Here is a 21900-nt window from a genome sequence, read left to right as displayed (position 1 = left end):
ATGAAAATATTACTGACAGCCTTTACTCCCTTTGACGGGGAGAGCATTAACCCGGCGCTGGAGGCAATGAAGCTTTTGCCGGACAAAATAGGAAATCTTGAAGTTCTGAAGTTAGAAGTGCCAACGGTTTTTGGAAAGTCTGCAAATCTTGTGTTGGAAACCATAGAACAAGAAAAACCGGATTTTGTCCTTTCCATAGGACAGGCAGGAGGGAGGGCGGAGATTACTCCGGAGAGAATCGCCATTAACATAGACGATGCCGGAATTCCGGACAATGAAGGCAATCAGCCGGTGGATCAGCCCATTTATCTCGATGGAGAAAATGCTTATTTCTCCACTCTGCCGGTAAAGGCCATGGTGGAAGCCATCAAAAAAGAAGGGATTCCCGCTGCACTATCCAATTCGGCAGGAACCTATGTTTGTAACCATTTGCTGTATTCAGTGCTGTATTATATTCAGATAAATGCTCTGCCCATCAAGGCAGGATTTATCCATGTTCCCTATATTCCTGAACAGACAGTAGAGAAAAAAGATAAACCCTCCTTAGCACTATCAGAGATTATAAGAGGGCTTAAAGCCTCCATAGAGGCAATTTCAAAAAAGATGCCGTAGAAAATCTACGACATCTTTTTTTGAAATTTTATCTCTTTGTTGTTCTCTTCAATCCATAGTAAGCAAGTCCTAAAACAGAAAGGCCGAAGAAGCCTGCCCAGAGGAGAAGCTGAGAGCTATCTCCGGTTGGGGTATCACGCTTATTGTCTGCTACCGGTCTGGATTCTCCCAGAACCTGAGGAACAAGCTCAGGGTTTACTTCATTTTCCGTTACTTCGCTGGAGTCCGGAGTAGGTGTAGGTCTGGACTCACCTGCTACCGTCGGGGTAGGAGGTGTGGATGGTGTGGGATTAGAAGGTGTAGGAGTGGACGGTGTGGGAGTAGAAGGTCTGTTCGGTCTTGGTGACGGTGTTGGCGGTGTTTCAGGAGTGGGGCTTGGAGGAGTAATAGTCTTTGTATTGGTAACAATATATCCGTTAGCCGCATCTCCACTGATTGCAGAGGTATATCCGCTTAATGCCGTCTCTTCTACGGTGTATACGATCTCGTGTCCGTCATTGGCATCAAACTTGGGAAGATTCACAAAGCTGTGCTTCCACTGATCGGCTTCGGTAAGAGTTACCTTCTCCTTGGTTGCGCCATCTGCCAAAAGCTTAATCTCTACCTGATTTGCACTTTCGCCGTTCCACTTCTTTTCTACGGTAAGAATGATTCCGGGAACGTTTACAAGCTTAAATCCGCTGGTTTGATTTCCGCTCATTTTCACAGAATATCCCTCAGCGCCTTTTTCCTTGATGGTGTACTGGTAAAGCTCGTCATTTTCATCAATCTTTGGAAGGTTCTTAAAGCTAATGCTCCAATCATCGGCTTCGGTCATGGTCTCTTGGCCGATGTAAATGGGATTTGCCGGGTCTTCTTTATTTACGCGATAAAGCTCTACGATAATGCTGGTAGGACGGGTTTCCGGATTGTCGTATTTCCAGGTCTTATTGACCTTGATGGAAATGACCTTCTTTTCTCCGGTGTTTACAGTTCCGTTGGAGCCGATTCCGCCGCCACGGGTAGCAGAGGTATTTCCGGAAATGATGACCTTGGCCAAGCCTTCCGCCTCAGCGTCCTCAGTAACATCAGTGTGTAATCCTAAGATTTCCCCTGTGGCGGAGCTTAACTCACCCTCTAACTTGTTGATGGGAAGCTCTTCATTTTCATCATTTTTCCAGTTATAGGGAGTTCCACCCAGCATAAAGGAGGAGATTGCATACTTGGGAGAACCGCTACTTACATAACCGTAGCGATATCCCGCTTCAATATAGATGTCCTGTGCCTTTTCAGAATGGTTTCCGAAGATGGCAACACCGTTCTTTACATTGATTCCTGTGTTGGAAGTGGGGCAGGAAGCATATCCACCACCTTCAGTCTCTGCTGTATTATCGGTGATTATAGCATTGGTCAGGTTTAAAACACCCTGCTTACCGCGAAGGATTTCTGCCTTACCGTTTACGTAGATACCGCCGCCGCCAAAGTGCTTGTTTCCATAGCCTTCACCGGTCATGGCATTGTTAATAATCTTTCCTTCGGAAATATTGGCAACGGAATTTCCGGTAGACAGTCCGCACTGGATAAAGATACCGCCGCCACTTGCGCCTGCTTTGTTGCCGCTGATGGTTCCGCCTGTCATATTTAAGGTATTGCCTTCTGCAACGTCAATGATAGAGCCCAGTGCAATACCGCCTCCATACTCATGACAGTAGTTATCTGCAATCAAAGCATCGCCACTTAAGTTAATGGTAGAACTGCGATATGTACAGATTCCACCTCCACTCACAAAGGGATTTCCGTTAAAAGTATTTGGGGAAATAGCCTTGTTCTCTCTGATTTCTCCCCCGGACATATTGAAAGTGGTATTATCTAATAAAAATACTCCGCCGCCAAAGAAAGCGCTGTTGTTCCGGATAATTCCGCCGGTCATATTAATGACAACCTTTTGGGTATCGGAGATCGCGTAGATGGCACCTCCGTTAGCGTCGATTCCTTCGGTAACGGTTACAAAATTGTTTTCTAAGATGGCATCCTCTTCAATATTTAGATTGCCGGAAACCTTAATCAGAGATTCTCTGGTTTTTCCGTCATTTTCTCCGCCACCGTCTATGGTAATATTTCGAAGTGTAGCTTCTTTTTTAGCTTGAACGCTTAAAAGATATCCTGAAAATCCCGGGTTTCTCATAAGAATGGCATTGGTATTGTCCAGACTTACTTCTCCGGTAACAGGAACAGTGTCTACAACGTAAATAACCTCGATATAAGGATTTTCCGTTGCCAGTTCTTTTGCTCTTTCGAAGGATTTTACGGCAGTTTCCTGTGTAGTTCCATCGTTCTCGTCGTTACCGTTTTGACCATCCAGATAGAGATTCTCTTCCTGGGCATATACCCTCTGCAGGTTGGATGGCATAAATCCAAGAGATAGGGTAAGTGCAAGTAAAAATGTCACAACAGCTAAAACCCGTCCCTGGACCCTCTTCATAATGAATTGGGGAATTGTCCTCATTTGTAAATACCTCCTAAAATAAGCAAAATTAATTATTTAAATAAATTAATGATATCATAATATCGTTATTTTACAATGCTATTTTATGGAGAAATGGAACTAAAGAACAGAAAATCGTAGAGAGAATAGCTCTTAAAATTTGTATATAATTGCTAAAAAATAAATAATTATATTGAAGGATATGAGTTTTTGTCCGGATTCATGGAAAAAATCGTATTGTCATGGCTTTTCAAAGCGAATAGAATGGGAAAATGGCAAGACAAAATAGTAGGATAGTATAGTAAGAAAGGTCAGTAAAAAAGAATAGCAATAAAGAATAGCAATAAAGAATAGCAATAAAGAATAGTAAGAAAGAACTGTAGGAAAACAGATCCAAGCTAAGAGTAAGGACGGAGGCAAAAACAATGGACATTCATAATAAAGTAAATAACGAAGCGGATATCCAAGCAAATATCCAAGCAAATATCCACGAAGATAAACCAGCAGATAGTGAAAAAGATATTCAAGCGGCTAGGCCGGAAGATTTTCAAGAAGAGTTGGTGAAGCTTCGCCGGTATTTTCACGAGCATCCGGAGCTGTCCTGGCAGGAATATCATACACAGGAAAAAATCATGGAATATCTGGATGAGCTGGAGATTCCCTATAAAAAGTCCTGTAAAACCGGTGTCATTGCCAGCATTCAGGGAAAGAAGTCAACAGGAAAGATCATTGGGATTCGGGCAGATATCGATGCCCTTCCGGTGACGGAGCTTTCGGATTGTGCTTGGAAGTCCAAGACGGAGGGGCTGATGCATGCCTGTGGTCATGACACCCACATTACCATCCTGCTGGGAACGGCAAAGCTTTTAAAGCAAATGGAAGAGGAGCTTACGGTTACTGTAAAGCTTTTATTTCAACCGGCAGAGGAGTGCATTGAGGATAGTGGAGCCGGCTATATGAAGGAGGATCCTGAGGCATTATCCTGTGATCGGATGATTGCCTTGCACATTTGGAGTAAGCTTCCCGCAGGAACAGCCTCCCTTCGTTACGGTGCGGTGATGACAGCTACGGACACCTTTGACATTTTCGTAAAGGGAAAGGGAGGGCATGGCGCACTGCCCCATCAGACTGTTGATCCCATTGTTGCCGGTTCTGAGCTGGTGATGTCTTTGCAACGCATCGTATCCAGAGAAATCAGTCCCCTGGAACCGGCAGTGATCAGTGTCACCTCCTTCAGCTCCGGTAACGCTTACAATGTTATCCCGGGAGAGGCTCATTTAAAGGGAACGGCCAGAACCTTTAACCCGGAAATTCGTAAGCAGTATCCGGAGATTCTAAATCGTGTTTCTAAGGGTGTGGCAGAGGCAACAAGAACGGAAATATCCGTGGATTACCACCTTGGACCGCCTCCCATGATTAACGATACAGCCTGTGTAGATACGGGAAGAAGAGCGGCGACGAAGGTTTTTGGAGAAGAAAATGTGCTGGATTGGGAGCCTCAGATGGGGGGAGAGGACTTTGCCAAGTTTAAGGCGCCGAAATGCCTTCTTTTCCTTGGTGCCGGCTTCCCGGAGGAAGAACTTCGTTATCCCCAGCATAGCCCCTATTTTGCTATAGATGAAAATGTCTTAAAACTTGGGGTGGAGTATTTTGTGGAGTATGTGCGGGAGTTCGAGAAGGAACTTAGTAAGGAAAAGCTGTAATAGTTTTCAGAAAAGCTTTCTAGAGGAAATTAAGAGATAAAAAGGCAGGGAGAATTCCCTGTCTTCTTTTGTGAAATTAATTTACAAAAAATCACGGAAACGTGATACAATATGCAGTATAAAATACACTTTGTTCAGAGTGGATATTATGAATATAAAGGAGCTATAACATGCCGGTATTATCCAGATTTTATGGAATTATCATTAGAATGTATTTTCAACAGGCAGAACATAATCCGCCTCATATTCACGCATTGTATGGTGAAGAAATGGCAGCTATCACAATCCAGACTGGCGAGATTTTGGAGGGGTATTTGCCCCCTAAGGCATTAACTATGGTTAAGGAATGGATTGAGCTACATAAAATAGATCTTTTGCAAATGTGGGATACGCAGGAGCTTAAATCTCTTGCTCCATTAGAGTAAGGAGTTGTTTAAATGATGCATAAAGTTAAAGCGATCAGTGCACTTCCAAATTTTTTCTTAAGTATTCAATTTGTAGAAGGGATTACGAAAATATATGACGTAAAACCCTTATTTTCAAAATGGGCAGCTTTTAAGGCGCTACAAGAAAACCCTAAGTTATTCTCTGCTGTGGAAGTTGACGTGGGAGGGTATGGAATCATTTGGAATGATGAATTAGACTTATCTTGTGATGAACTTTTTGAAAATGGAAAATCTGTACAAACTCCATTTGATAATATTATAGCATTTACTGATGCTACCAGACTATGGGGACTAAATGAGAGTACCCTTCGTAAGGCTATTACTTATGGAAAGCTGGTTAATGGTGTTGATGCCTGTAAATATGGAAAACAATGGGTGGTGACTGTTGATGCCATGAAACGAGAGTATGGTATTCCTATGTTTGAAAGGAGATTGGTTTCTGAAGATTTAGCACCATATAAAGTTTTGCAAAATCAAAAAAAGAATAGTTGAGGAAAATTTATAGCAGTTGTAGTTCCGATTGGTGAAAGAATTCGAAAGAGAAGAGTTTCTTTTGATATTTGCTTAAAATGACAAATGGCGTAAATTGATGAAATATTGGCACTCTATGATATTGCTTCATAGGGTGTCATTTTGCTTTCTCAGTTTCAACCCTGACTTGCTGGGCTATGCAGAGCAAAACTCCTTTCTCAGAGCATTTACAATATGGACCGGGAAGAGCGTTACGAAATATAGACAAAGCCTGAGTAAGTAACGGCAGGAACTTACAGTAATTCAGGACAGTAAAGGACTGTAAAGGTTCAGAAGATGAAGCTAATAATGCAGTAGAGTCTGTAATGGGAACAATCTGAGCCCGCCGGTATTTGCAGAAGCTCAGCGAATTTTTTCGATTACAGTCCTTCCCTCAATACTCTTTGGAAAGATATCTCACTCCTACGCCATGCTTTCGCAAAGCTTCCTTCAATTCTTCCAGATACACCTTGCCCTGTTCGTTATTCGTAATGGTGAAGAACTTATGCAGTCCGGACTTTCTCAGAATTTGAATAGCATAATATCTTTCTCCATGACGGTTATGGATAGGATCCACATGGACGGCACGCATTTCGGAAAAGGGAATGGCCCGTTTTCCGATACAGATTAATCCTGCATGAATATAAAGAGTATCTCCCACGATATGGTAGGGGGCAAAAAAACTGCCCCCTGTTCTTAAGATGATTAGACGTCGGAACAGCCAAATAAGGCCTATGAGAAGGAGAAGAAGTTGGACTAAAAATGGGGATTGATATGTACTCCTACTTCCTTCTATAAAATAGTAAAAAAATTTCATTTGCCTCCTCTTTCTGCCTTGAATTTTCAATGGATATCAAACAGAATTTTGCCTTTTTTTTAAATCGTATAGCCCTGAATGATACGTTTTCATTCCTAAACTTTCAGTACACAAATTTTCCTAATCAAAGGAATCCACCACCTCTACCGTATCCGGTAAGATCTCCATGTTGGCGATGGAATTTCCGGACAGCTTTACCTTCTTTAAATTTGGGAGAGTTCTTAGCATACTGATATCGGAAATGTAGTTGTCGGAGATATCCAGCTCTTCAATGGTATTTAGTCTTTCCAGACAATCCAGGCTTTGCAGTTTGTTTCCGGGAATCATCAGCTTTTTTACTGCCTTAAAATGAGACAGATAAGCTTTGGCATTTTGGTCAAAGTTCCTGCTGTCATCATCCACATTGTGAATCTCCGTCTTTTCCAGGGCTAGTATTTCCGTGCTGTTGTCGTCTTCCATTCGACTTAAGGAAAGACTGAGAACCGGACCATCCGCCACATTACTGTCATCCTCAGGATAAAAGTACATTTCCCTTACCCCGATATTGGAAAGGGCTTTCGTGTAATCCTTATAGCGATCCATAGGGGTTCCCAGCATGGTAAGACGTTCCAAAGCGGGAAGCTCCCGCAATGCATTTCCCAAGTCCGTATCTACCAGTCCGGTGATTCCGCGTCCTACAAAGCTTAAGTCGGTCAGGGAATTCATTCCTCGTAAAATGTCGGCACTGTAATCGGACATATAGTTTCGAATCGTCAGCTTCTTTAAAGAGGGCATGTGGGCGATTTTATCCAAGTCCCAAACCAAGAGATTCGCTTCTTCCAATGCTGTTAAGCCGTGTAAATCCGGAATATCATAGTTATGATAGTCAATGTATAGTTTTTGTAAAGAACTTAATGTAGACAAAGCATTTACATTTTCCACATCATGGCAATCCAGATATAAGCTGTTTAAGGAAAGATGATTGGCCAGACCATCTAAGGAAAGGATAGGTAAGGTATCTAAAGTCAAGCTCTTTAGCTTGGGCATGTTTTTGACAAAATTTAAATCTTTTAAGCTTGTTATGTTTTTCAGCTTGAGATTTTCAAGCTGAGGCATACCGGATAAAACGCTGACATTGTCCAAAGGCTCTTGATAAGGTCCGGTAATGGAAAGGTCGGTACAGTTACTAAGAGAAGAAAGGGAAGAGAGGTCTAAAACAACGGAATCATTTCCGATAATATCCAGGTTCAAGCGTTTTAAACCGGGAAGGTTTCTTAGGAAAAGAAGTCCTCCTTCATAATCTTCATCTACACGAACGTCAAGGGATTCCAGGGAAGTGAATTCACTCATGATTTTTTCTATATTTATCTCAGAGTTATCTTGAGAAAAATATAAGCTTAAAACATTGGAAAAATTAACGCCTGAAAGTCCTAAAATCTTCTCAGGATGAGGAAGAATCCTACTTAAATCACCGGCATAGATAGCATGTTCGGCATAATATTTCAAATTGTTCAGATTTTTCAAATCCTGCTTATAGTTCGTATTATCATAGCTGAAGCTTATATTTTCACCTAAATTAAGGCTAACCAAGCCCGTAAAAGCCTGAAGGCTGGATTCGTCGATGGAGTCTGTAGAGGGGAGGGAAATGGTCTTTTTTTCTAAAGCATTTCCTGCTTCATCTACGCTGTCAGCATAAGAAAATACCCATTGTTCAGCGGTATTGTCACTTTTTCCCGATTTTTTTTGGATATCCAAATATTGAATGGAGGCATAGTCCTCAGGAGTCAGTTCCGAGACGGGCTTATTGAAGGCCTGTTCCACAAAGCTGATTACAGTGCTGTCCTCCGGCGTAGTGCAGTAGCTTGGACTTGCTGCAATGGAGGTGGAGGAGTCGGAGCTTTTATAGAAAAGTCGACTCAGGGAAAGGAAGATAATAATACTTGGCAAAAAAAGAACTGCAAGAAGAATCCCTAACAGATATTTTGGGGATTCCTTTTTTGGGGGAGCTGTATAGGGCGTATTATAGTTTACCTTGTCAATATGGATGTTTTGTGTGATATCCGGCTTGTAAGGTTCCAGGTAAATCTTGGTATTACAAAATTTACAGCTCACAAAGCCTTCCTTCATTCCCTCCGGAATATCCAATGTGCCGTTACAATTAGGGCATACGATTTTTGTAAGTTTCATAAAAGCTCCTGATTTTATTTTTTAATTTTCTCTATCAATTTACAATATTTAATGTGGAGATTCAAGGGGATAGAAAAGGATTTTTCTTATCCAAATGGAGCATTTTATGTATTTTCAGACTCAATTTCTGATGCTATACAATCTATTTTAAATGGCGATAAAAAAGCACATTGAATATGATATAGCCGGCGATAAAAAAATAAGCACATGGATTATCGATAATGTCGGTGATAATCCATGTACTTATGGAGACTTGATGATAAAGAATTGAAAAAAATTATTTCTATATCTTTTAACAGCTTCCCTTTTTCTTCTTACCTAAGGCATCTGCCGCAATCATAGCATCATAAAGCTCTGTTTCCGTCACATCTCCTGCCAGGTTATGGATGGTTTCTCCGGGAACACAGGCATTTTTGGCAATGGTGTGGAGATCTGCATCGGAAAAATCACCAAGTTCCGCCAAGGTGATGGGAAGTCCTACGGCAACGCAGAAATCTTGAACCTCGTCAAATTCCTCTTTCTTTACTCCTTCAAGACAAAGCTGTACCAGAGTACCGAAGGCTACACAGTTTCCGTGGGGAGCACTGTGACCGCCTAAAGAAGTAAGACCGTTGTAGAAGGAATGGGCTGCGGCAACATTGACATTGTCAGCTCCTACACCGGAGAGATAAACACAGGCTTCAATGATGTTTTCCAAAGCCTTGGTGACTACATGATTTTCACAGGCAAGAAGAGCGGCCTCCCCATATTTCTTCAGATTCTCGTAGCAGTACTTGGCAAGCACCATTCCTGCTCCGGGAATTCCTGCATTTTCCAAACTGGGAGACTCGGTACGAAGAGAAGCTCTTCCTTCGAAATAGGTTCCCAACGCATCTCCCATACCGGCAATTAAGAAGCGTACCGGTGCATTGGCGATAACGGTGCTGTCTACCAGAACACAGTCCGGATTGGTGGGATAGAAGAGGTACTCCTTGAAGGATCCGTCGTCGTGGTAAATAACGGAAAGACCGGTACAGGGCGCATCGGTGGCTACAACGGTAGGGATAATGACAATATGCTTCTTCTCATAAAAGGCTGTTGCCTTCGCTGTATCCACGGCGGAACCGCCACCAACACCAACTACGGTATCAATGCTCTGTTCCTCTACGATTTTCCGCATTCTGGCAATTTCCGATTCACTGGAAATGCCTCCGAAGATTTCATAATGACGAACTTTATCCGTTCCTTCGAAGCTTTTTTCTAATTTGTCATGGCAGGCTTCATAGGCACTATGAGAGCAGACAAAGAGGTAATTCTTTCCCATATACTCTGTTTCCTTACAGAAGGAAAGCAAAGCGTCTCTACCCTGAACATATTTCAACGGATTTCTCATTTCTCTAAGTTTTTTCATTTTGAACCTCCTTGGCATCTTTCAAGTAATTTCTTTTCTAGACTCTTTGTACAACTTAGTCCATAGCTTTTTGAACAGCTTTTAGGGAAAAGTGTTCTGAAAAGGAATGGTTATTTATTTAACAATCTTATTGTAGCACGGAAGAGGAAAAACAGAAGGAGAAAATGTATATTTGTCTAATATAGAAGAGTTATTGCTTTCTTCTATGAGGGGATAGAATAATATCTGCTAAAATCTTTCATTAAACAGTATTCTTTTCTTTCAAAATGATGGAGAATCAAGAATAGAGTAAAGATTTTGTCAGTTGATAAAGAAATAAAGCTAATCCTTTACAAAAAGCTATTTTCCTCGTACAATAAGACTGTTTTAGGGCTTGTACCGGTTTCGACGGGGATGATGCAGCTTTAGAAGCTATCCGAAAGAAGTCGCGTTAAACTTCAAACTTAAATTTAAACGCTAACGATAGTTACGCATTAGCAGCCTAAGCGCTGCTGGCCAGCCTTCCTGCACTCACACGGGAAGATCCTGACCTCATTTTTGTGAGAAACGACTGTTGCGGTTCCTCCCGCAACCGGGCGTATTTAGAGGATACCGGCTGGGACAAGACGTGCGCATCTTATCCTAGTGGGGAATCTTGAAGCGTACTATGATAGTAGAAGGAGAGGGAATTCGTTTTCGGACATGGGTTCGACTCCCATCAGGTCCATCCTAAACATAGGGAGGAAATCTTCTCAGATTTCCGTCCCTCTTTTCTTATCAGGGCTTCCCCTGAATCAAACTTCCCAGCTTATTCATTTTAATAAAGTAATTCTATATTATTTTTCATTTTTTCCATCAAAGGAGTATTTATGCCAAGAAAAAAATCCACGGAGATTCAAGAAGAACTGCTGCAGATTGCGACAGAGGAGAGCAAAGCCGGCACAAAACCGCGTAAAGTCTCTGCAAAAAAGAAAGATGCATCCTTATCAGCGGATAGGGAGACGGAGCTGCAATCCGTTGAGAAAAAAACAAGAAGCAGGAAAAAATCCCCTTTGGAGGATGAGTCTGTCACAGAAGAGACGGCGACAGTGAAGGAAGATCAGGCCGCAGTGAAGGCGGAAAAGGGGAGAGTAAAAAAAGAGAAGACTGTAGCGAATAAAGAGAAGACAGAAGCGAATAAAGAGAAGGCAGAAGCAAAGAAAACTGAAACAGCGAAAATTGAAGCAACGAAAGTGGAAGAAATTGTTTCTAATGAGACTTATGAAGAAGGCTCCCAAAACACTGATGGCAGAGAAGAGTCTTTTGACACTTCTTCCCGGGACAATGTGCCCAGAGAAGAAGTTCGTAGAGAAGGTCCCAGAGACACGGATGCCAAGGAAGCCCATGGAATCCTGGAGGTTATGGCAGATGGCTATGGCTTTATTCGTTCCGAAAACTTTATGCCGGGAGAGCAGGATGTCTATGTGAATTCTCTGATGATTCGTCGTTTTCATTTGAAAACAGGGGATATGATTTACGGTTATGCCAAGTCCAGGAATCCCCAGGAAAGATACAATGCTCTTTTGTATATTGAAACGGTAAATGATTTACCGGTTTCCGCCATTTTCAGAAGACCGGATTTTGATAAGCTGACCCCCATTTTCCCTGATGAAAGAATCCATATGGAAAGAGAAGGGAAAAGAGTGCCTACCTCTTTAAGAGTGCTGGATCTCTTAGCGCCTATCGGAAAGGGACAAAGAGGAATGATTGTTTCTCCTCCCAAGGCAGGAAAAACCACTCTTTTAAAGCAGATTGCCCAGTCTATTCTAAAAAATCAGCCGGATATGACCTTGATGATTCTTCTGATTGATGAGCGTCCCGAGGAAGTGACGGACATGATGGAAGAAGTTGTGGGGGATAAGGTGCAGGTGATTTACTCCACCTTTGATGAGTTGCCGGAGCATCATAAAAGAGTGGCGGAGATGACCATTGAACGGGGAAAGCGTCTGGTAGAGCAGGGGCAGGATGTTTGTATTCTTTTGGACAGTATCACCAGATTAGCCAGAGCATACAACCTGATTGTGCCTTCCTCCGGCAAGGTCTTGTCCGGCGGTATGGATTCCGCGGCTCTCCATATGCCCAAGCGTTTCTTCGGTGCTGCCAGAAATATCCGAGAGGGAGGCAGCTTAACGATTTTAGCTACCGCATTGGTAGATACAGGCTCCCGCATGGATGATGTCATCTATGAGGAGTTTAAGGGTACGGGAAATATGGAGCTGGTGTTGAATAGGGAACTTCAGGAAAGAAGAATTTTCCCGGCTATAGACATTTTAAAATCCGGAACCAGAAGGGATGATTTATTGCTTAGCCCGCTGGAGAAGGATGCAGCGGATCTTATCCATAGAGAGCTTGCTTCGGAAAAGAAAACCGTTGTGGAGGAGACTTTGAGTCTTTTTGACCGTACCGTAAACAATATCAGTCTTTGCGAAACCCTGGTTCGGGGGAAGACCTTGCAAAGCAGCGGCCGAATCGGCGGGGAAAAAGCAGTCATAAAAATAAATAAAAATAATTTGTAACCTTTTTGAGATTTCCTCTGTCTTTCCAAATGTCGGAAGAATTCGCTTCCGAAACATTGATAAAGATGGAGGAATTACTATGAAAAAGACCGGAATTGTTGTATTAGCTTTAATGATGAGTATTGGACTGATGGCTTGTGGAGGAAAAGAGACAAAGCAGTCTGAAGGCGCTAAGACAGAGTCTTCCGCAGCACAGGAAAGTGCGAAGGCAGGAGCAGAGAAAGCAAAGGATGCCAAGGAAATCAAAGGAAGCATTTTGGAAGTTAAGGACTTTATGTTCTCTATTAAAACCGATGATGGCAAGGAGTATGCTCTGAACTTTGATAAGGCTCCGGAAGGGCTTAGTGAGGTAAAAGAGGGAGATGAGGTTACCGTAGAGTACACCGGAGAATTATCCGAAGTGGATTCCTTTACCGGAACCATCCTATCTGTAAAGAAGGCCTAATAGAAAATTCACAAAGAAATCAATATTTTGCCTTATCCTTTCTAAGTCCCATAAAAAGCTAAAGGAGAACTATGGAAGAGCAAGAAATTATAGACTTATTATGGCAAAGAAAGGAAGAGGGCTTGACAGCCCTGCAGGAGAATTTTAAAGCTTACTGCGGAAAGATTGCTTCTCAGGTGCTGTCCCAAAGAGAGGATGTGGAGGAGTGTCTCAATGATACCTGGCTGAAGGCCTGGCAGGCCATTCCTCCGGAACGCCCTCAGTTTCTCAGAGCTTATCTGGGAAAAATTGTAAAGAATACTTCTATTAATAAACTAAAAATGTTGAAGGCTAAAAAGCGTTTTTCCGAGGGCTTTACGGAAAGCGTAGAAGAGCTTGGAGAAGATTTGCATTTTTCATCGGACAATGTGGAAGAACATGTGAATCAACAGGCTTTGGTGGATGCCTTAAATCAGTTTTTGGAAAAGCAAAAGAAGGAAACGAGAGTTTTCTTTGTAAGAAGATATTTTTATCATGATGAGATACAGGAAATAGCAAAAGCCTTTCAAGTTACGGAAAGCAAGGTGAAAGTAAGCCTTCACCGTACCAGACAAGCTTTGGCAAAGTATTTAAAAGACGAGGGAATCGCATGAAAGACTGGGATTTTGTAGAAGCCTTTTCTCAAATCGATGAGCGCTTCATAGAGGAAGCGGAAGATGAGAGAACAAGGAAAAAAATAAAAAAATTTCCTATTCGATATTTTTCTTCTGCAATTGCGGCTTGCTTTTGTCTGCTTTTGTTACTGCCTAATCTATCGAAAGAAACTGCCTATGCTTTGCAAAGCATACCGGGAATCGGCTCTTATTTTCAGCTGATTACTTTCCGGAAATATTCCTTCGAGGACGGAAATCATAAGGCAGAGGTGGTAGTGCCGAAGCTGGAACAGGGAAGCGAAGAAAGCGAGATTAAGAATAGCGAAGAGGCAAACGCTTCTAAGGGTAAGGAAGCCGGAAGTGTTGCTTCCAAGGAATCGGAAAAGGCTAATTCCGCTCAGGCTATTAATTTTGATATAGAGAAGAAAACCGACGAACTGATTGCCTCTTTTAAGCAGGAAATTCAAAGCAGTGAATATAAGAATTTGTCCGTTTCCTCTCAAGTGATTTTGGATTCCGAGGATTATTATGTCTTGGCTCTGAGCGCTTTGCAACAGGAGGGAGACAGCTTTACCCAGAACCATTATTATACTATGGATAAGCATAGCGGAAAACTTTTGCAGCTTTCCGATTTGTTCCCGGTAGGAACGGATTATCAGAAGCTTCTGTCCGAGGAAGTGGTTTCCCAGATGAAGGCTCATAATCAGAAGGGAGACTTTCCCTACTTTATCCAAGACGGAGAGGATGATGAAGGCTTTATTGAGGTGAAGAAGGATCAAAGCTTCTATATTAATGGAGAAGGAAAGCTGGTTTTGGTTTTCCCTCAGGGGGAAGTGGCTCCTATGTCTCAGGGAGAACAGCAATTTGTTATGCCGGACAGAATTTGGAAGGCTTAAGGGAAAATACTGTGTTTTCTTTCTATACTTTATGCTAAAATAGAGCAGTATATATTTTAGGATGGGAAATGTAAGGAGCATCCCGTCGGAGCTTGTGATTTTAGGGAAGAATATGAATTTTACACGGTACAATATAGAGAATCGCATAGATGAAATGAAGAGCAAAAGAGCTCGTATTTGGCATAGACTCACGGGGATTATTAAGAGTCTATGCCTATTTCTCTTGCTGGCAAGTCTTTTCCTGGGAGCCTCATTTTCCTATGGCTTGTTCCGGGGAATCCTGGATTCCGCACCGGATATTCATAAGATCCACGTAGGACCTACAGAATATGCTACCAAGATTTACGATAAAAAGGGAAATCTTATGTCCACCTTGGTTACGGAAGGCTCTAACCGAGAAAGAGTGAGCTATGAGGAGCTTCCCAAGGATCTAATCAATGCCTTTGTAGCCATAGAAGATGAGCGATTTTGGAGCCATAACGGTATCGATTTTCGTTCCATTATGCGTGCTATCAAGGGTGTGGTTTCCGATGACAGTTCTGCCGGCGGAGGCTCTACCATCACTCAGCAGCTTCTGAAAAACAATGTTTTCGGCGGAGGCTTGCATGAAGGAAAGTTTGAGCGTTATGTTCGAAAGTTTCAGGAGCAGTATTTGGCCCTGGAGCTGGAAGATCAGAGTAATTTAAGCAAGAAAGAAGTGAAGAAGAGTATTCTGACGGAGTATTTGAATACTATTAATCTGGGCGCCAATACCTTAGGGGTAAAGGTAGCCGCAAGAAGATATTTCAATAAAGAAGTTACGGAGCTTAACCTTTCGGAATGTACAGTTATTGCAGCGATTACCAAGAATCCTTCCGGCTTGAATCCCATTACCCATCCTGATAAGAATGCAATCCGTAGAGCACAGGTTTTAAAAAATATGTTAAAGCAGGGCTATATTGATGATGCCCGCTACCAGGAGGCTTTGCAGGATCCGGTTTATGAAAGAATCCAGAATGTGAATTCCGTGAGCCAAGGAGACGATAAGCCCTATTCCTATTATACCGATGAGCTGACGGAACAGGTGGTGGACAGCCTTATGGAACGGCTGAATTACAGTAAGGAAGACGCTACCAAGCTGCTTTATTCCGGCGGCTTACGGATTTATGCCAACCAGGATCCGGATTTACAGGCTGTTGTGGATGAGGAAATTAATAATCCGGACAACTATGATACGGCGAAATATTCCATTACCTGGCGATTAACCATCCAGCATGAGGATGGCAGCATTGTTAACTACGGCGAAAAGGATTTAGAGAAATACTTAAAAGAAGGTAGAGGACTGGACTTTAACGGTTTGTTCAGTTCCAAGGATCAGGCCAACAAGCGAGTTGAGGAATTTAAGAATAAGGTTGTGGTGGATTCGGATAAGATTTTGGGAGAAAGTATTGACTATGTTTTACAGCCTCAGGCATCCTTTGTCTTAATGGATCCTTCCTCAGGAGAGGTTCTGGCTTTAACAGGAGGTCGAGGAGAGAAGAAGCAGAGTAAGACATTAAATAGAGCCTCTAATGTGCTTAGACAGCCCGGTTCCACCTTTAAGATTCTTTCCTCCTTTGCGCCTGCTATCGATCTATACGGCGCTACATTGGCATCTACCTACTATGATTCCGAGTATACGGTTGGAAAGAAAACCTTTAAAAACTGGTATTCCGGAGGTTACCTTGGGTTTCAGAGCATCAGAGACGGTATCGTTTATTCCTTGAATATCGTGGCAGTTCGTTGCCTTATGGATACGGTAAAGGTGGAAAACGGATTTCGCTATGCGGAATCCCTGGGCATTACCTCCCTTGTACCGGAGGATGCCAATCCTGCCTTAGCACTGGGCGGTCTGACCAGAGGTGTTTCCAATTTGGAAATGACGCAAGCCTTCTCTGTGATTGCCAATAAGGGACGGTTTCAGAAGGCTAAGTTCTTCTCCAAGATTGAAGACCAAAATGGAAAGGTGATTATTGATACCACTGAGGATGAGCCGGAGCAGGTGATGAAGTCCAGTACAGCATATCTCTTAACGGATGCCATGCGGGAGTCCATGGAAAGCAATCGAGCCTTTTCTTCCAGTGTTCGGGTAAGCTCCACTTCCACCAGAGCTCATTTTGACGGTATGAGTCAGGCGGGAAAGTCCGGAACCACCAGTAACAACAGAGATATCTGGTTTATCGGTTTTACTCCCTATTATGTAGGAGGAATCTGGGCGGGCTGCGATGATAATCAGGTATTAAAGGATAGTAATTCCGGGGAATATAACGGCGGTACCGGTTTCCACAAGGATATCTGGCGGAAAATCATGACAAGAATTCATGAAGGAAAGACGGATCCGGGCTTCCAGAGACCGGAGGACATTGTGGAGGAGCAGGTTTGCAGAAAATCCGGTAAGCTTCCCATTTCCGGTTGCTTTGCGGATTATCGCGGTAGTGCAGTGATTACAGAGCTCTTTGCTAAAGGTACGGTTCCCACTGACAAATGTACCTATCATACCTCCTGGGGCGCTATGCTGGTGCCTGAGGATTTACGGGATTTGGATACGGATGATCGTTATTTCCGTTATAAGGTAAAGGAAAAATCCTCGGATGAGGATGAACCTTCCGGAGATGAGGTGATTATTTCCGAACAGGGTCCCTCCTCCAAGAAAAAGACGAAGGAAGAGAAGCCTAAGGAAGAAAAGCAAAAACGAGAAGATTAAGAATAGAAAGGAAAAGAAGCATGAAATTTATCCAAGATCGTTTTACCTCCTTGCTGGAAGTGAAAAAATCAAAATTTTATGCTTCTTTATTTCCGCTTCAAAATCTTGAGGATGTAGCTCTTTGTTTACAGGAATGTAAAAGGAATTATCCCGAGGCAAGACACCATTGCTATGCTTATATTTTTCTGGAAGAACGGGAAGGTTTTTTACAGGAGCAGAAAAAGCAAAGCGATGACGGAGAGCCGGCGAAAACCGCCGGAGCTCCTATTCTGCAAAGGTTGGAAAGAAAAGAACTGAAAAATGTTCTCTGCGTGGTAAGCCGTATTTTCGGAGGAACCTTGTTGGGAACAGGGGGCTTATCCAGAGCCTATGGAGATGCGGCAGAGCAGGTGCTTGCGGAAGCGCAGCTTTTGGAACGAAAAGAGGGGAAAGAAATCCGGTTAAGTATTCCCTACACACTACTGGGGAGATTGGAATATGATTTTCAGGAAATGGGGATTCGGATTTTGGAGAAAAGCTACACGGATAGAGTAGAGCTCTTCCTGCAAATGGAAGAGGAGCAGTATCTGTCCTTGGAAAAGCACATTGGGGAGTATGGACAAGAGGTGGTTTTCCTTGCAATCAAAAATAGCCGGTGGTATACTTCCTAAGTTAATGAACTGTAGATAAAAATGAATCATTTAAAGAGGCTTTTAAGTTTCTTTAAGGGGAAAGAGAAGTAAATGTTAAAGAATAGAGAAGATGTACGTAATGTTGCCATTATTGCCCATGTTGACCATGGTAAGACGACTTTGGTGGATGAGCTTTTAAAGCAGTCCGGTGTTTTCCGTGACAATCAGGAGGTTGGTGTAAGAGTGATGGATTCCAACCCCATCGAGCGGGAACGAGGCATTACGATTCTGGCAAAAAACACCGCGGTAAGCTATGGAGATACCAAGATCAATATTGTAGATACTCCGGGACACGCAGATTTCGGCGGTGAGGTAGAGCGTATTTTGAAAATGGTGGACGGTGCTATCTTATTGGTGGATGCCTTTGAAGGTCCCATGCCCCAGACCAGATTCGTTTTACAAAGAGCTTTGGATCTTCGTCTTCCTGTTCTTGTGGTAGTGAATAAGATTGATAAGCCTCAGGCTCGTCCCAATGATGTGGTGGATGAAGTACTGGAATTGATGCTGGATTTAAATGCTTCCGATGAACAGCTGGATTGTCCTTTCCTTTTTGCTTCTTCCAAAAACGGTTATGCAAAGCTTAAGCTGGAAGATCCGGATGTGGATATGAAGCCTTTGTTTGAAACCATTGTAGACTTTATTCCGGCCCCGAAGGGAGATCCGGATGCGGAAACCCAGTTCCTGGTTTCTACTATTGACTACAACGAATTCGTGGGAAGAATCGGAATCGGTAAGGTGGAGAACGGCAAGATTAAGGTGAATCAGGAAGCCTTGGTTGTGAACCACCATAATCCGGACAAGAGAAAAAAGGTACGTATCACCAAACTCTATGCCTTTGACGGTTTAAAGAGAGTGGATGTGGAGGAAGCTTCCTTTGGAGATATCGTTGCGGTTTCCGGTATTGAAGACCTGCATGTGGGTGATACCATTTGTACAGAGAAGAATCCGGAGCCATTGCCCTTCCAGAAGATTTCCGAGCCGACTATTTCCATGGATTTCATGGTTAATGATTCACCATTAGCAGGAACGGAAGGAAAGTTTGTTACCTCAAGACATATCCGTGATCGTCTTTTCAGAGAACTGAATACGGACGTTTCCTTAAGAGTAGAGGAGACGGAATCCGCAGATTGCTTTAAGGTTTCCGCCCGTGGAGAGCTTCACCTTTCCGTACTGGTAGAGACCATGCGTAGAGAGGGCTTTGAGTTTGCGGTTTCCAAGGCAGAGGTTATTTATAAGGAAAATGAGCAGGGCGTAAAGCTGGAGCCTATGGAGATTGCTTATATCGATGTGCCGGAGGATGCTACCGGCTCTGTAATCCAGAAGCTTACCCAGAGAAAGGGTACCTTAAACGGCATGAGCCCTTTGGCTTCCGGCTATACCCGTTTGGAGTTTGAAATTCCGTCCAGAGGTTTAATCGGTTACAGAGGAGAGTTCCTTACCGATACCAAGGGTAACGGTATTTTGAATACAGAGTTTGAGGGCTACGGTGAATATCGTGGGGATTTGAACTATCGTCATCAGGGCTCCCTTATTGCTTTCGAGCAGGGAGAGGCGGTTACCTACGGCTTATTCCAGGCACAGAACCGTGGAACCCTCTTTATCGGCCCGGGAGAGAAGGTTTACAGCGGTATGGTTATCGGACAGAGTCCGAAGTCAGAGGATATCGAGTTAAATGTTTGTAAGACCAAGCATTTAAGTAATACCAGAACCTCCAGCTCCGATGAGGCATTGAAGCTGGTACCGAAGAAGATTATGTCTTTGGAGCAGTGTATTGATTTTATCGATACGGATGAGCTTTTGGAGGTTACTCCGGAAAATCTTCGTATTCGTAAGAAGATTCTGGATCCCACTGCTAGAAAGAGAGCCGGATTTAACAGAAAATAATAAGAAAGGTTGAGTGAGACTATGGCATTATTTAAAGGAGCTGGCGTTGCTTTGATTACCCCCTTTCATGAGGATGGAAGCGTAAATTATGAGAAGCTGACGGAGATTTTGGAAGAACAGATTGCGGAAGGTACGGATGCCATTGTAGCAGTAGGAACCACGGGAGAGGCTGCAACCCTTACGGAGGATGAGCATATTGAAGTGGTTGCCCATACCGTGAAGGTAGTAAATCACCGTATTCCCGTTATTGCAGGTACAGGCTCCAACTGTACGGCAACCGCCATTGACCTTTCTCAAAGAGCAGAGAAGGCCGGGGCTGACGGACTGCTTTTGGTGACGCCTTATTATAATAAGGCAACCCAGAAGGGCTTATATACCCACTACAAGGCTATTGCGGATGCGGTTTCCATTCCCTGTATTCTGTACAATGTACCGGGCAGAACCGGTATGAAGATTGAGCCGAAGACCATGGCAGATCTTTACTATAATGTAAAAAATATTGTAGGCGTAAAGGAAGCTACCGGAGATGTAGGAGGCACTGCAGAGCTGATGCGTTTAGTGGATGAAGATTTCTTACTCTATTCAGGAGAGGATGGAATCATTGTTCCCTTACTTTCCATCGGAGGTTCCGGCGTTATTTCCGTGTTGTCCAATGTGGCACCGAGACAGACAGCGGATATTTGCAAGAAGTGGTTTGCCGGAGATGTGAAGGGGGCTTGGGAAGAGCAGAAGAGAGCACTTCCTTTGATTCATAGCCTCTTTATGGAAGTGAACCCCATTCCGGTAAAGGCAGGAATGAATTTACAGGGGAAGGCTGTGGGAGGAATGCGTCTTCCGTTGACAGAGATGGAAGAAGCACATCAAGAGGTATTAAAGGAAGAAATGCGCCGCTACGGGATTTTATCCTAATAGAGAAGAGGGGGCTGTGAAGAAAAGAAAATAAATGCAGGATAAACTGTTTCTTATTTTCTTCTTTTCCGCCCCTCTTTTTTTCTGCGGAAAAATGAAATAGAATAAACAAGAAAAAGTAGAGTGGTTTTCCGGAGCTGAAGGAGGAAAAAGATGAGGGTATTATTACATGGTGCGAAGGGCGTGATGGGACAAAATGTGCAGGAGGTAGCAAAGAAGACGGAGGGAATGGAGATTGTAGCCGGTCTGGATTCTCATACGGATTTGAAGCACTCCGGATTTCCGGTTTATGGAAGCGGAGCGGAAGTGAAAGAAGATTTTGACTGTATTATTGATTTCTCCGTAAAAGAGGCTGTGGATGCTCTTCTGGATTTTGCAGTGGAGAAAAAAAAGCCTCTTGTGCTTTGCACCACAGGTTTAAATGAAGCACAGGAAAAGAAGCTTCAGGAGGCTTCCAAACAGATTCCCATTCTTCGTTCCGGTAATATGTCTTTGGGCATTAATCTTTTACAGGAGCTCTTACGGATTGCCGCGAAAAAGCTTTATGAAAATGACTTTGATATCGAAATTATGGAAGCGCATCATCGTAGAAAAAAGGATGCCCCCAGCGGAACAGCATTGATGCTGGAAAAGGCTGTGGAAGAGGGTATCGGAGAAGCACTGGTAAAGGTTTATGACCGTTCCGGAAGAGATACAGCAAGAGAGAAGAGAGAAATCGGTATGTCTTCTCTTCGGGGAGGAACCATTCCCGGAATCCACGAAGTAATTTTTGCCGGTGAAGATGAGGTCATTAGCTTAAATCATACCGCCTATAGTCGGAAAATCTTTGCAAAGGGAGCTATTACCGCTGCCTTTTTCCTGGAAAAGCAGGAGCCGGGAAGCTATAGTATGGCGGATGTTTTGAAATAATAAGGGGGGGGAATCATGAGTCATCAAAGCTACGAAAGCCCATTGTCCGGTCGTTATGCTTCCAAAGAGATGCAGGAAATCTTTTCTTCCGATTTTAAATTTAAAACCTGGAGAAAGCTGTGGATCGCTCTGGCGGTAAGTGAAAAGGAACTGGGGCTCCCCATTACTGAAGAGCAGATTCAGGAATTAA

At 43.2% G+C, this 21900-nt stretch carries 17 protein-coding genes, 1 other RNA gene and 1 pseudogene; 15 read left to right on the top strand and 4 right to left on the bottom strand.

Translation table 11 applies throughout. The features are described 5' to 3' along the window. Nucleotides 1-612, top strand: a complete 612-nt coding sequence (pcp, locus tag ACO4PX_RS01105; protein ID WP_485571000.1) for a pyroglutamyl-peptidase I — start codon at nucleotides 1-3, stop codon at nucleotides 610-612. Nucleotides 613-640: 28 nt separating this feature from the next. Here pcp and ACO4PX_RS01100 read toward each other — a convergent pair whose 3' ends face one another. Then, nucleotides 641-3097, bottom strand: a complete 2457-nt coding sequence (locus ACO4PX_RS01100; protein ID WP_485570998.1) for a Cna B-type domain-containing protein — start codon at nucleotides 3095-3097, stop codon at nucleotides 641-643. Nucleotides 3098-3501: 404 nt separating this feature from the next. Here ACO4PX_RS01100 and ACO4PX_RS01095 point away from each other — a divergent pair, with 404 nt between their 5' ends. The 3 genes from ACO4PX_RS01095 to ACO4PX_RS01085 all read left to right on the top strand — a co-directional run bounded on the left by ACO4PX_RS01095 (nucleotide 3502) and on the right by ACO4PX_RS01085 (nucleotide 5717). Further along, the gene (locus ACO4PX_RS01095) at nucleotides 3502-4779 is read left to right on the top strand and encodes a M20 metallopeptidase family protein (protein WP_485570996.1); all 1278 of its coding nucleotides are present in this window, start codon (nucleotides 3502-3504) and stop codon (nucleotides 4777-4779) included. Nucleotides 4780-4949: 170 nt separating this feature from the next. Next, nucleotides 4950-5204, top strand: coding sequence for a DUF4160 domain-containing protein (locus tag ACO4PX_RS01090; protein ID WP_485570994.1), 255 nt, complete (start codon nucleotides 4950-4952; stop codon nucleotides 5202-5204). A gap of 12 nt (nucleotides 5205-5216) precedes the next feature. Next, entirely contained in the window at nucleotides 5217-5717 is a 501-nt protein-coding gene (locus ACO4PX_RS01085) for a DUF2442 domain-containing protein (RefSeq protein WP_183684855.1), read from the top strand. Nucleotides 5718-6129: 412 nt separating this feature from the next. Here ACO4PX_RS01085 and ACO4PX_RS01080 read toward each other — a convergent pair whose 3' ends face one another. The 3 genes from ACO4PX_RS01080 to ACO4PX_RS01070 form a co-directional block, all read right to left on the bottom strand. Beyond that, on the bottom strand, nucleotides 6130-6552 hold the full coding sequence (locus ACO4PX_RS01080; protein ID WP_314668755.1) for a hypothetical protein: 423 nt from the start codon (nucleotides 6550-6552) through the stop codon (nucleotides 6130-6132). A gap of 120 nt (nucleotides 6553-6672) precedes the next feature. After that, nucleotides 6673-8718: a leucine-rich repeat domain-containing protein gene (locus tag ACO4PX_RS01075; protein WP_485570992.1), complete on the bottom strand. Its 2046-nt coding sequence runs from the start codon at nucleotides 8716-8718 to the stop codon at nucleotides 6673-6675. Nucleotides 8719-9010: 292 nt separating this feature from the next. Beyond that, nucleotides 9011-10108 (bottom strand): glycerol dehydrogenase, encoded by a 1098-nt coding sequence (locus tag ACO4PX_RS01070; RefSeq protein ID WP_315365347.1) that lies wholly within the window; start codon nucleotides 10106-10108, stop codon nucleotides 9011-9013. 369 nt (nucleotides 10109-10477) lie between these two features. On the opposite strand from ACO4PX_RS01070, the gene ssrA reads away from it, so the two are divergent. The 11 genes and pseudogenes from ssrA to ACO4PX_RS01015 all read left to right on the top strand — a co-directional run. Further along, nucleotides 10478-10817: a transfer-messenger RNA gene (gene ssrA / locus ACO4PX_RS01065) on the top strand. A 139-nt stretch (nucleotides 10818-10956) separates the two neighbouring features. Further along, nucleotides 10957-12642: a transcription termination factor Rho gene (gene rho / locus ACO4PX_RS01060; protein ID WP_485554120.1), complete on the top strand. Its 1686-nt coding sequence runs from the start codon at nucleotides 10957-10959 to the stop codon at nucleotides 12640-12642. Nucleotides 12643-12721: 79 nt separating this feature from the next. After that, nucleotides 12722-13087, top strand: coding sequence for a hypothetical protein (locus tag ACO4PX_RS01055; protein ID WP_007155998.1), 366 nt, complete (start codon nucleotides 12722-12724; stop codon nucleotides 13085-13087). A gap of 71 nt (nucleotides 13088-13158) precedes the next feature. Beyond that, nucleotides 13159-13719 (top strand): RNA polymerase sigma factor, encoded by a 561-nt coding sequence (locus tag ACO4PX_RS01050; protein ID WP_007155999.1) that lies wholly within the window; start codon nucleotides 13159-13161, stop codon nucleotides 13717-13719. Then, nucleotides 13716-14615: an RsiV family protein gene (locus tag ACO4PX_RS01045; RefSeq protein ID WP_485570990.1), complete on the top strand. Its 900-nt coding sequence runs from the start codon at nucleotides 13716-13718 to the stop codon at nucleotides 14613-14615. The genes ACO4PX_RS01050 and ACO4PX_RS01045 overlap by 4 nt, the downstream gene beginning before the upstream one ends. Nucleotides 14616-14727: 112 nt before the next feature. Then, the gene (locus ACO4PX_RS01040) at nucleotides 14728-17337 is read left to right on the top strand and encodes a transglycosylase domain-containing protein (protein ID WP_485570988.1); all 2610 of its coding nucleotides are present in this window, start codon (nucleotides 14728-14730) and stop codon (nucleotides 17335-17337) included. A gap of 20 nt (nucleotides 17338-17357) precedes the next feature. Beyond that, nucleotides 17358-17987, top strand: a complete 630-nt coding sequence (locus tag ACO4PX_RS01035; protein ID WP_485570987.1) for an IMPACT family protein — start codon at nucleotides 17358-17360, stop codon at nucleotides 17985-17987. Between the two features lie 72 nt (nucleotides 17988-18059). Continuing rightward, the gene (typA, locus tag ACO4PX_RS01030) at nucleotides 18060-19892 is read left to right on the top strand and encodes a translational GTPase TypA (RefSeq protein ID WP_485570985.1); all 1833 of its coding nucleotides are present in this window, start codon (nucleotides 18060-18062) and stop codon (nucleotides 19890-19892) included. 21 nt (nucleotides 19893-19913) lie between these two features. Beyond that, nucleotides 19914-20801, top strand: a complete 888-nt coding sequence (gene dapA / locus ACO4PX_RS01025) for a 4-hydroxy-tetrahydrodipicolinate synthase (protein ID WP_315376997.1) — start codon at nucleotides 19914-19916, stop codon at nucleotides 20799-20801. A gap of 153 nt (nucleotides 20802-20954) precedes the next feature. Further along, nucleotides 20955-21710, top strand: coding sequence for a 4-hydroxy-tetrahydrodipicolinate reductase (dapB, locus tag ACO4PX_RS01020; protein WP_315271729.1), 756 nt, complete (start codon nucleotides 20955-20957; stop codon nucleotides 21708-21710). Between the two features lie 15 nt (nucleotides 21711-21725). After that, nucleotides 21726-21900, top strand: a pseudogene (locus tag ACO4PX_RS01015) (adenylosuccinate lyase); the annotation flags it as partial.

It is taken from the genome of Oribacterium sp. (assembly GCF_057249185.1).
The sequence above is the reverse complement of the archived record's forward strand: the minus strand, read 5'-3'. Positions and strand labels throughout refer to the sequence as shown.

Coding starts and splice junctions, on each gene's coding strand:
- pcp (WP_485571000.1), top strand. CDS start 1: ATGAAAATATTACTGACAGCCTTTACTCCCTTTGACGGGGAGAGCATT.
- ACO4PX_RS01100 (WP_485570998.1), bottom strand. CDS start 3,097: ATGAGGACAATTCCCCAATTCATTATGAAGAGGGTCCAGGGACGGGTT.
- ACO4PX_RS01095 (WP_485570996.1), top strand. CDS start 3,502: ATGGACATTCATAATAAAGTAAATAACGAAGCGGATATCCAAGCAAAT.
- ACO4PX_RS01090 (WP_485570994.1), top strand. CDS start 4,950: ATGCCGGTATTATCCAGATTTTATGGAATTATCATTAGAATGTATTTT.
- ACO4PX_RS01085 (WP_183684855.1), top strand. CDS start 5,217: ATGATGCATAAAGTTAAAGCGATCAGTGCACTTCCAAATTTTTTCTTA.
- ACO4PX_RS01080 (WP_314668755.1), bottom strand. CDS start 6,552: ATGAAATTTTTTTACTATTTTATAGAAGGAAGTAGGAGTACATATCAA.
- ACO4PX_RS01075 (WP_485570992.1), bottom strand. CDS start 8,718: ATGAAACTTACAAAAATCGTATGCCCTAATTGTAACGGCACATTGGAT.
- ACO4PX_RS01070 (WP_315365347.1), bottom strand. CDS start 10,108: ATGAAAAAACTTAGAGAAATGAGAAATCCGTTGAAATATGTTCAGGGT.
- rho (WP_485554120.1), top strand. CDS start 10,957: ATGCCAAGAAAAAAATCCACGGAGATTCAAGAAGAACTGCTGCAGATT.
- ACO4PX_RS01055 (WP_007155998.1), top strand. CDS start 12,722: ATGAAAAAGACCGGAATTGTTGTATTAGCTTTAATGATGAGTATTGGA.
- ACO4PX_RS01050 (WP_007155999.1), top strand. CDS start 13,159: ATGGAAGAGCAAGAAATTATAGACTTATTATGGCAAAGAAAGGAAGAG.
- ACO4PX_RS01045 (WP_485570990.1), top strand. CDS start 13,716: ATGAAAGACTGGGATTTTGTAGAAGCCTTTTCTCAAATCGATGAGCGC.
- ACO4PX_RS01040 (WP_485570988.1), top strand. CDS start 14,728: ATGAATTTTACACGGTACAATATAGAGAATCGCATAGATGAAATGAAG.
- ACO4PX_RS01035 (WP_485570987.1), top strand. CDS start 17,358: ATGAAATTTATCCAAGATCGTTTTACCTCCTTGCTGGAAGTGAAAAAA.
- typA (WP_485570985.1), top strand. CDS start 18,060: ATGTTAAAGAATAGAGAAGATGTACGTAATGTTGCCATTATTGCCCAT.
- dapA (WP_315376997.1), top strand. CDS start 19,914: ATGGCATTATTTAAAGGAGCTGGCGTTGCTTTGATTACCCCCTTTCAT.
- dapB (WP_315271729.1), top strand. CDS start 20,955: ATGAGGGTATTATTACATGGTGCGAAGGGCGTGATGGGACAAAATGTG.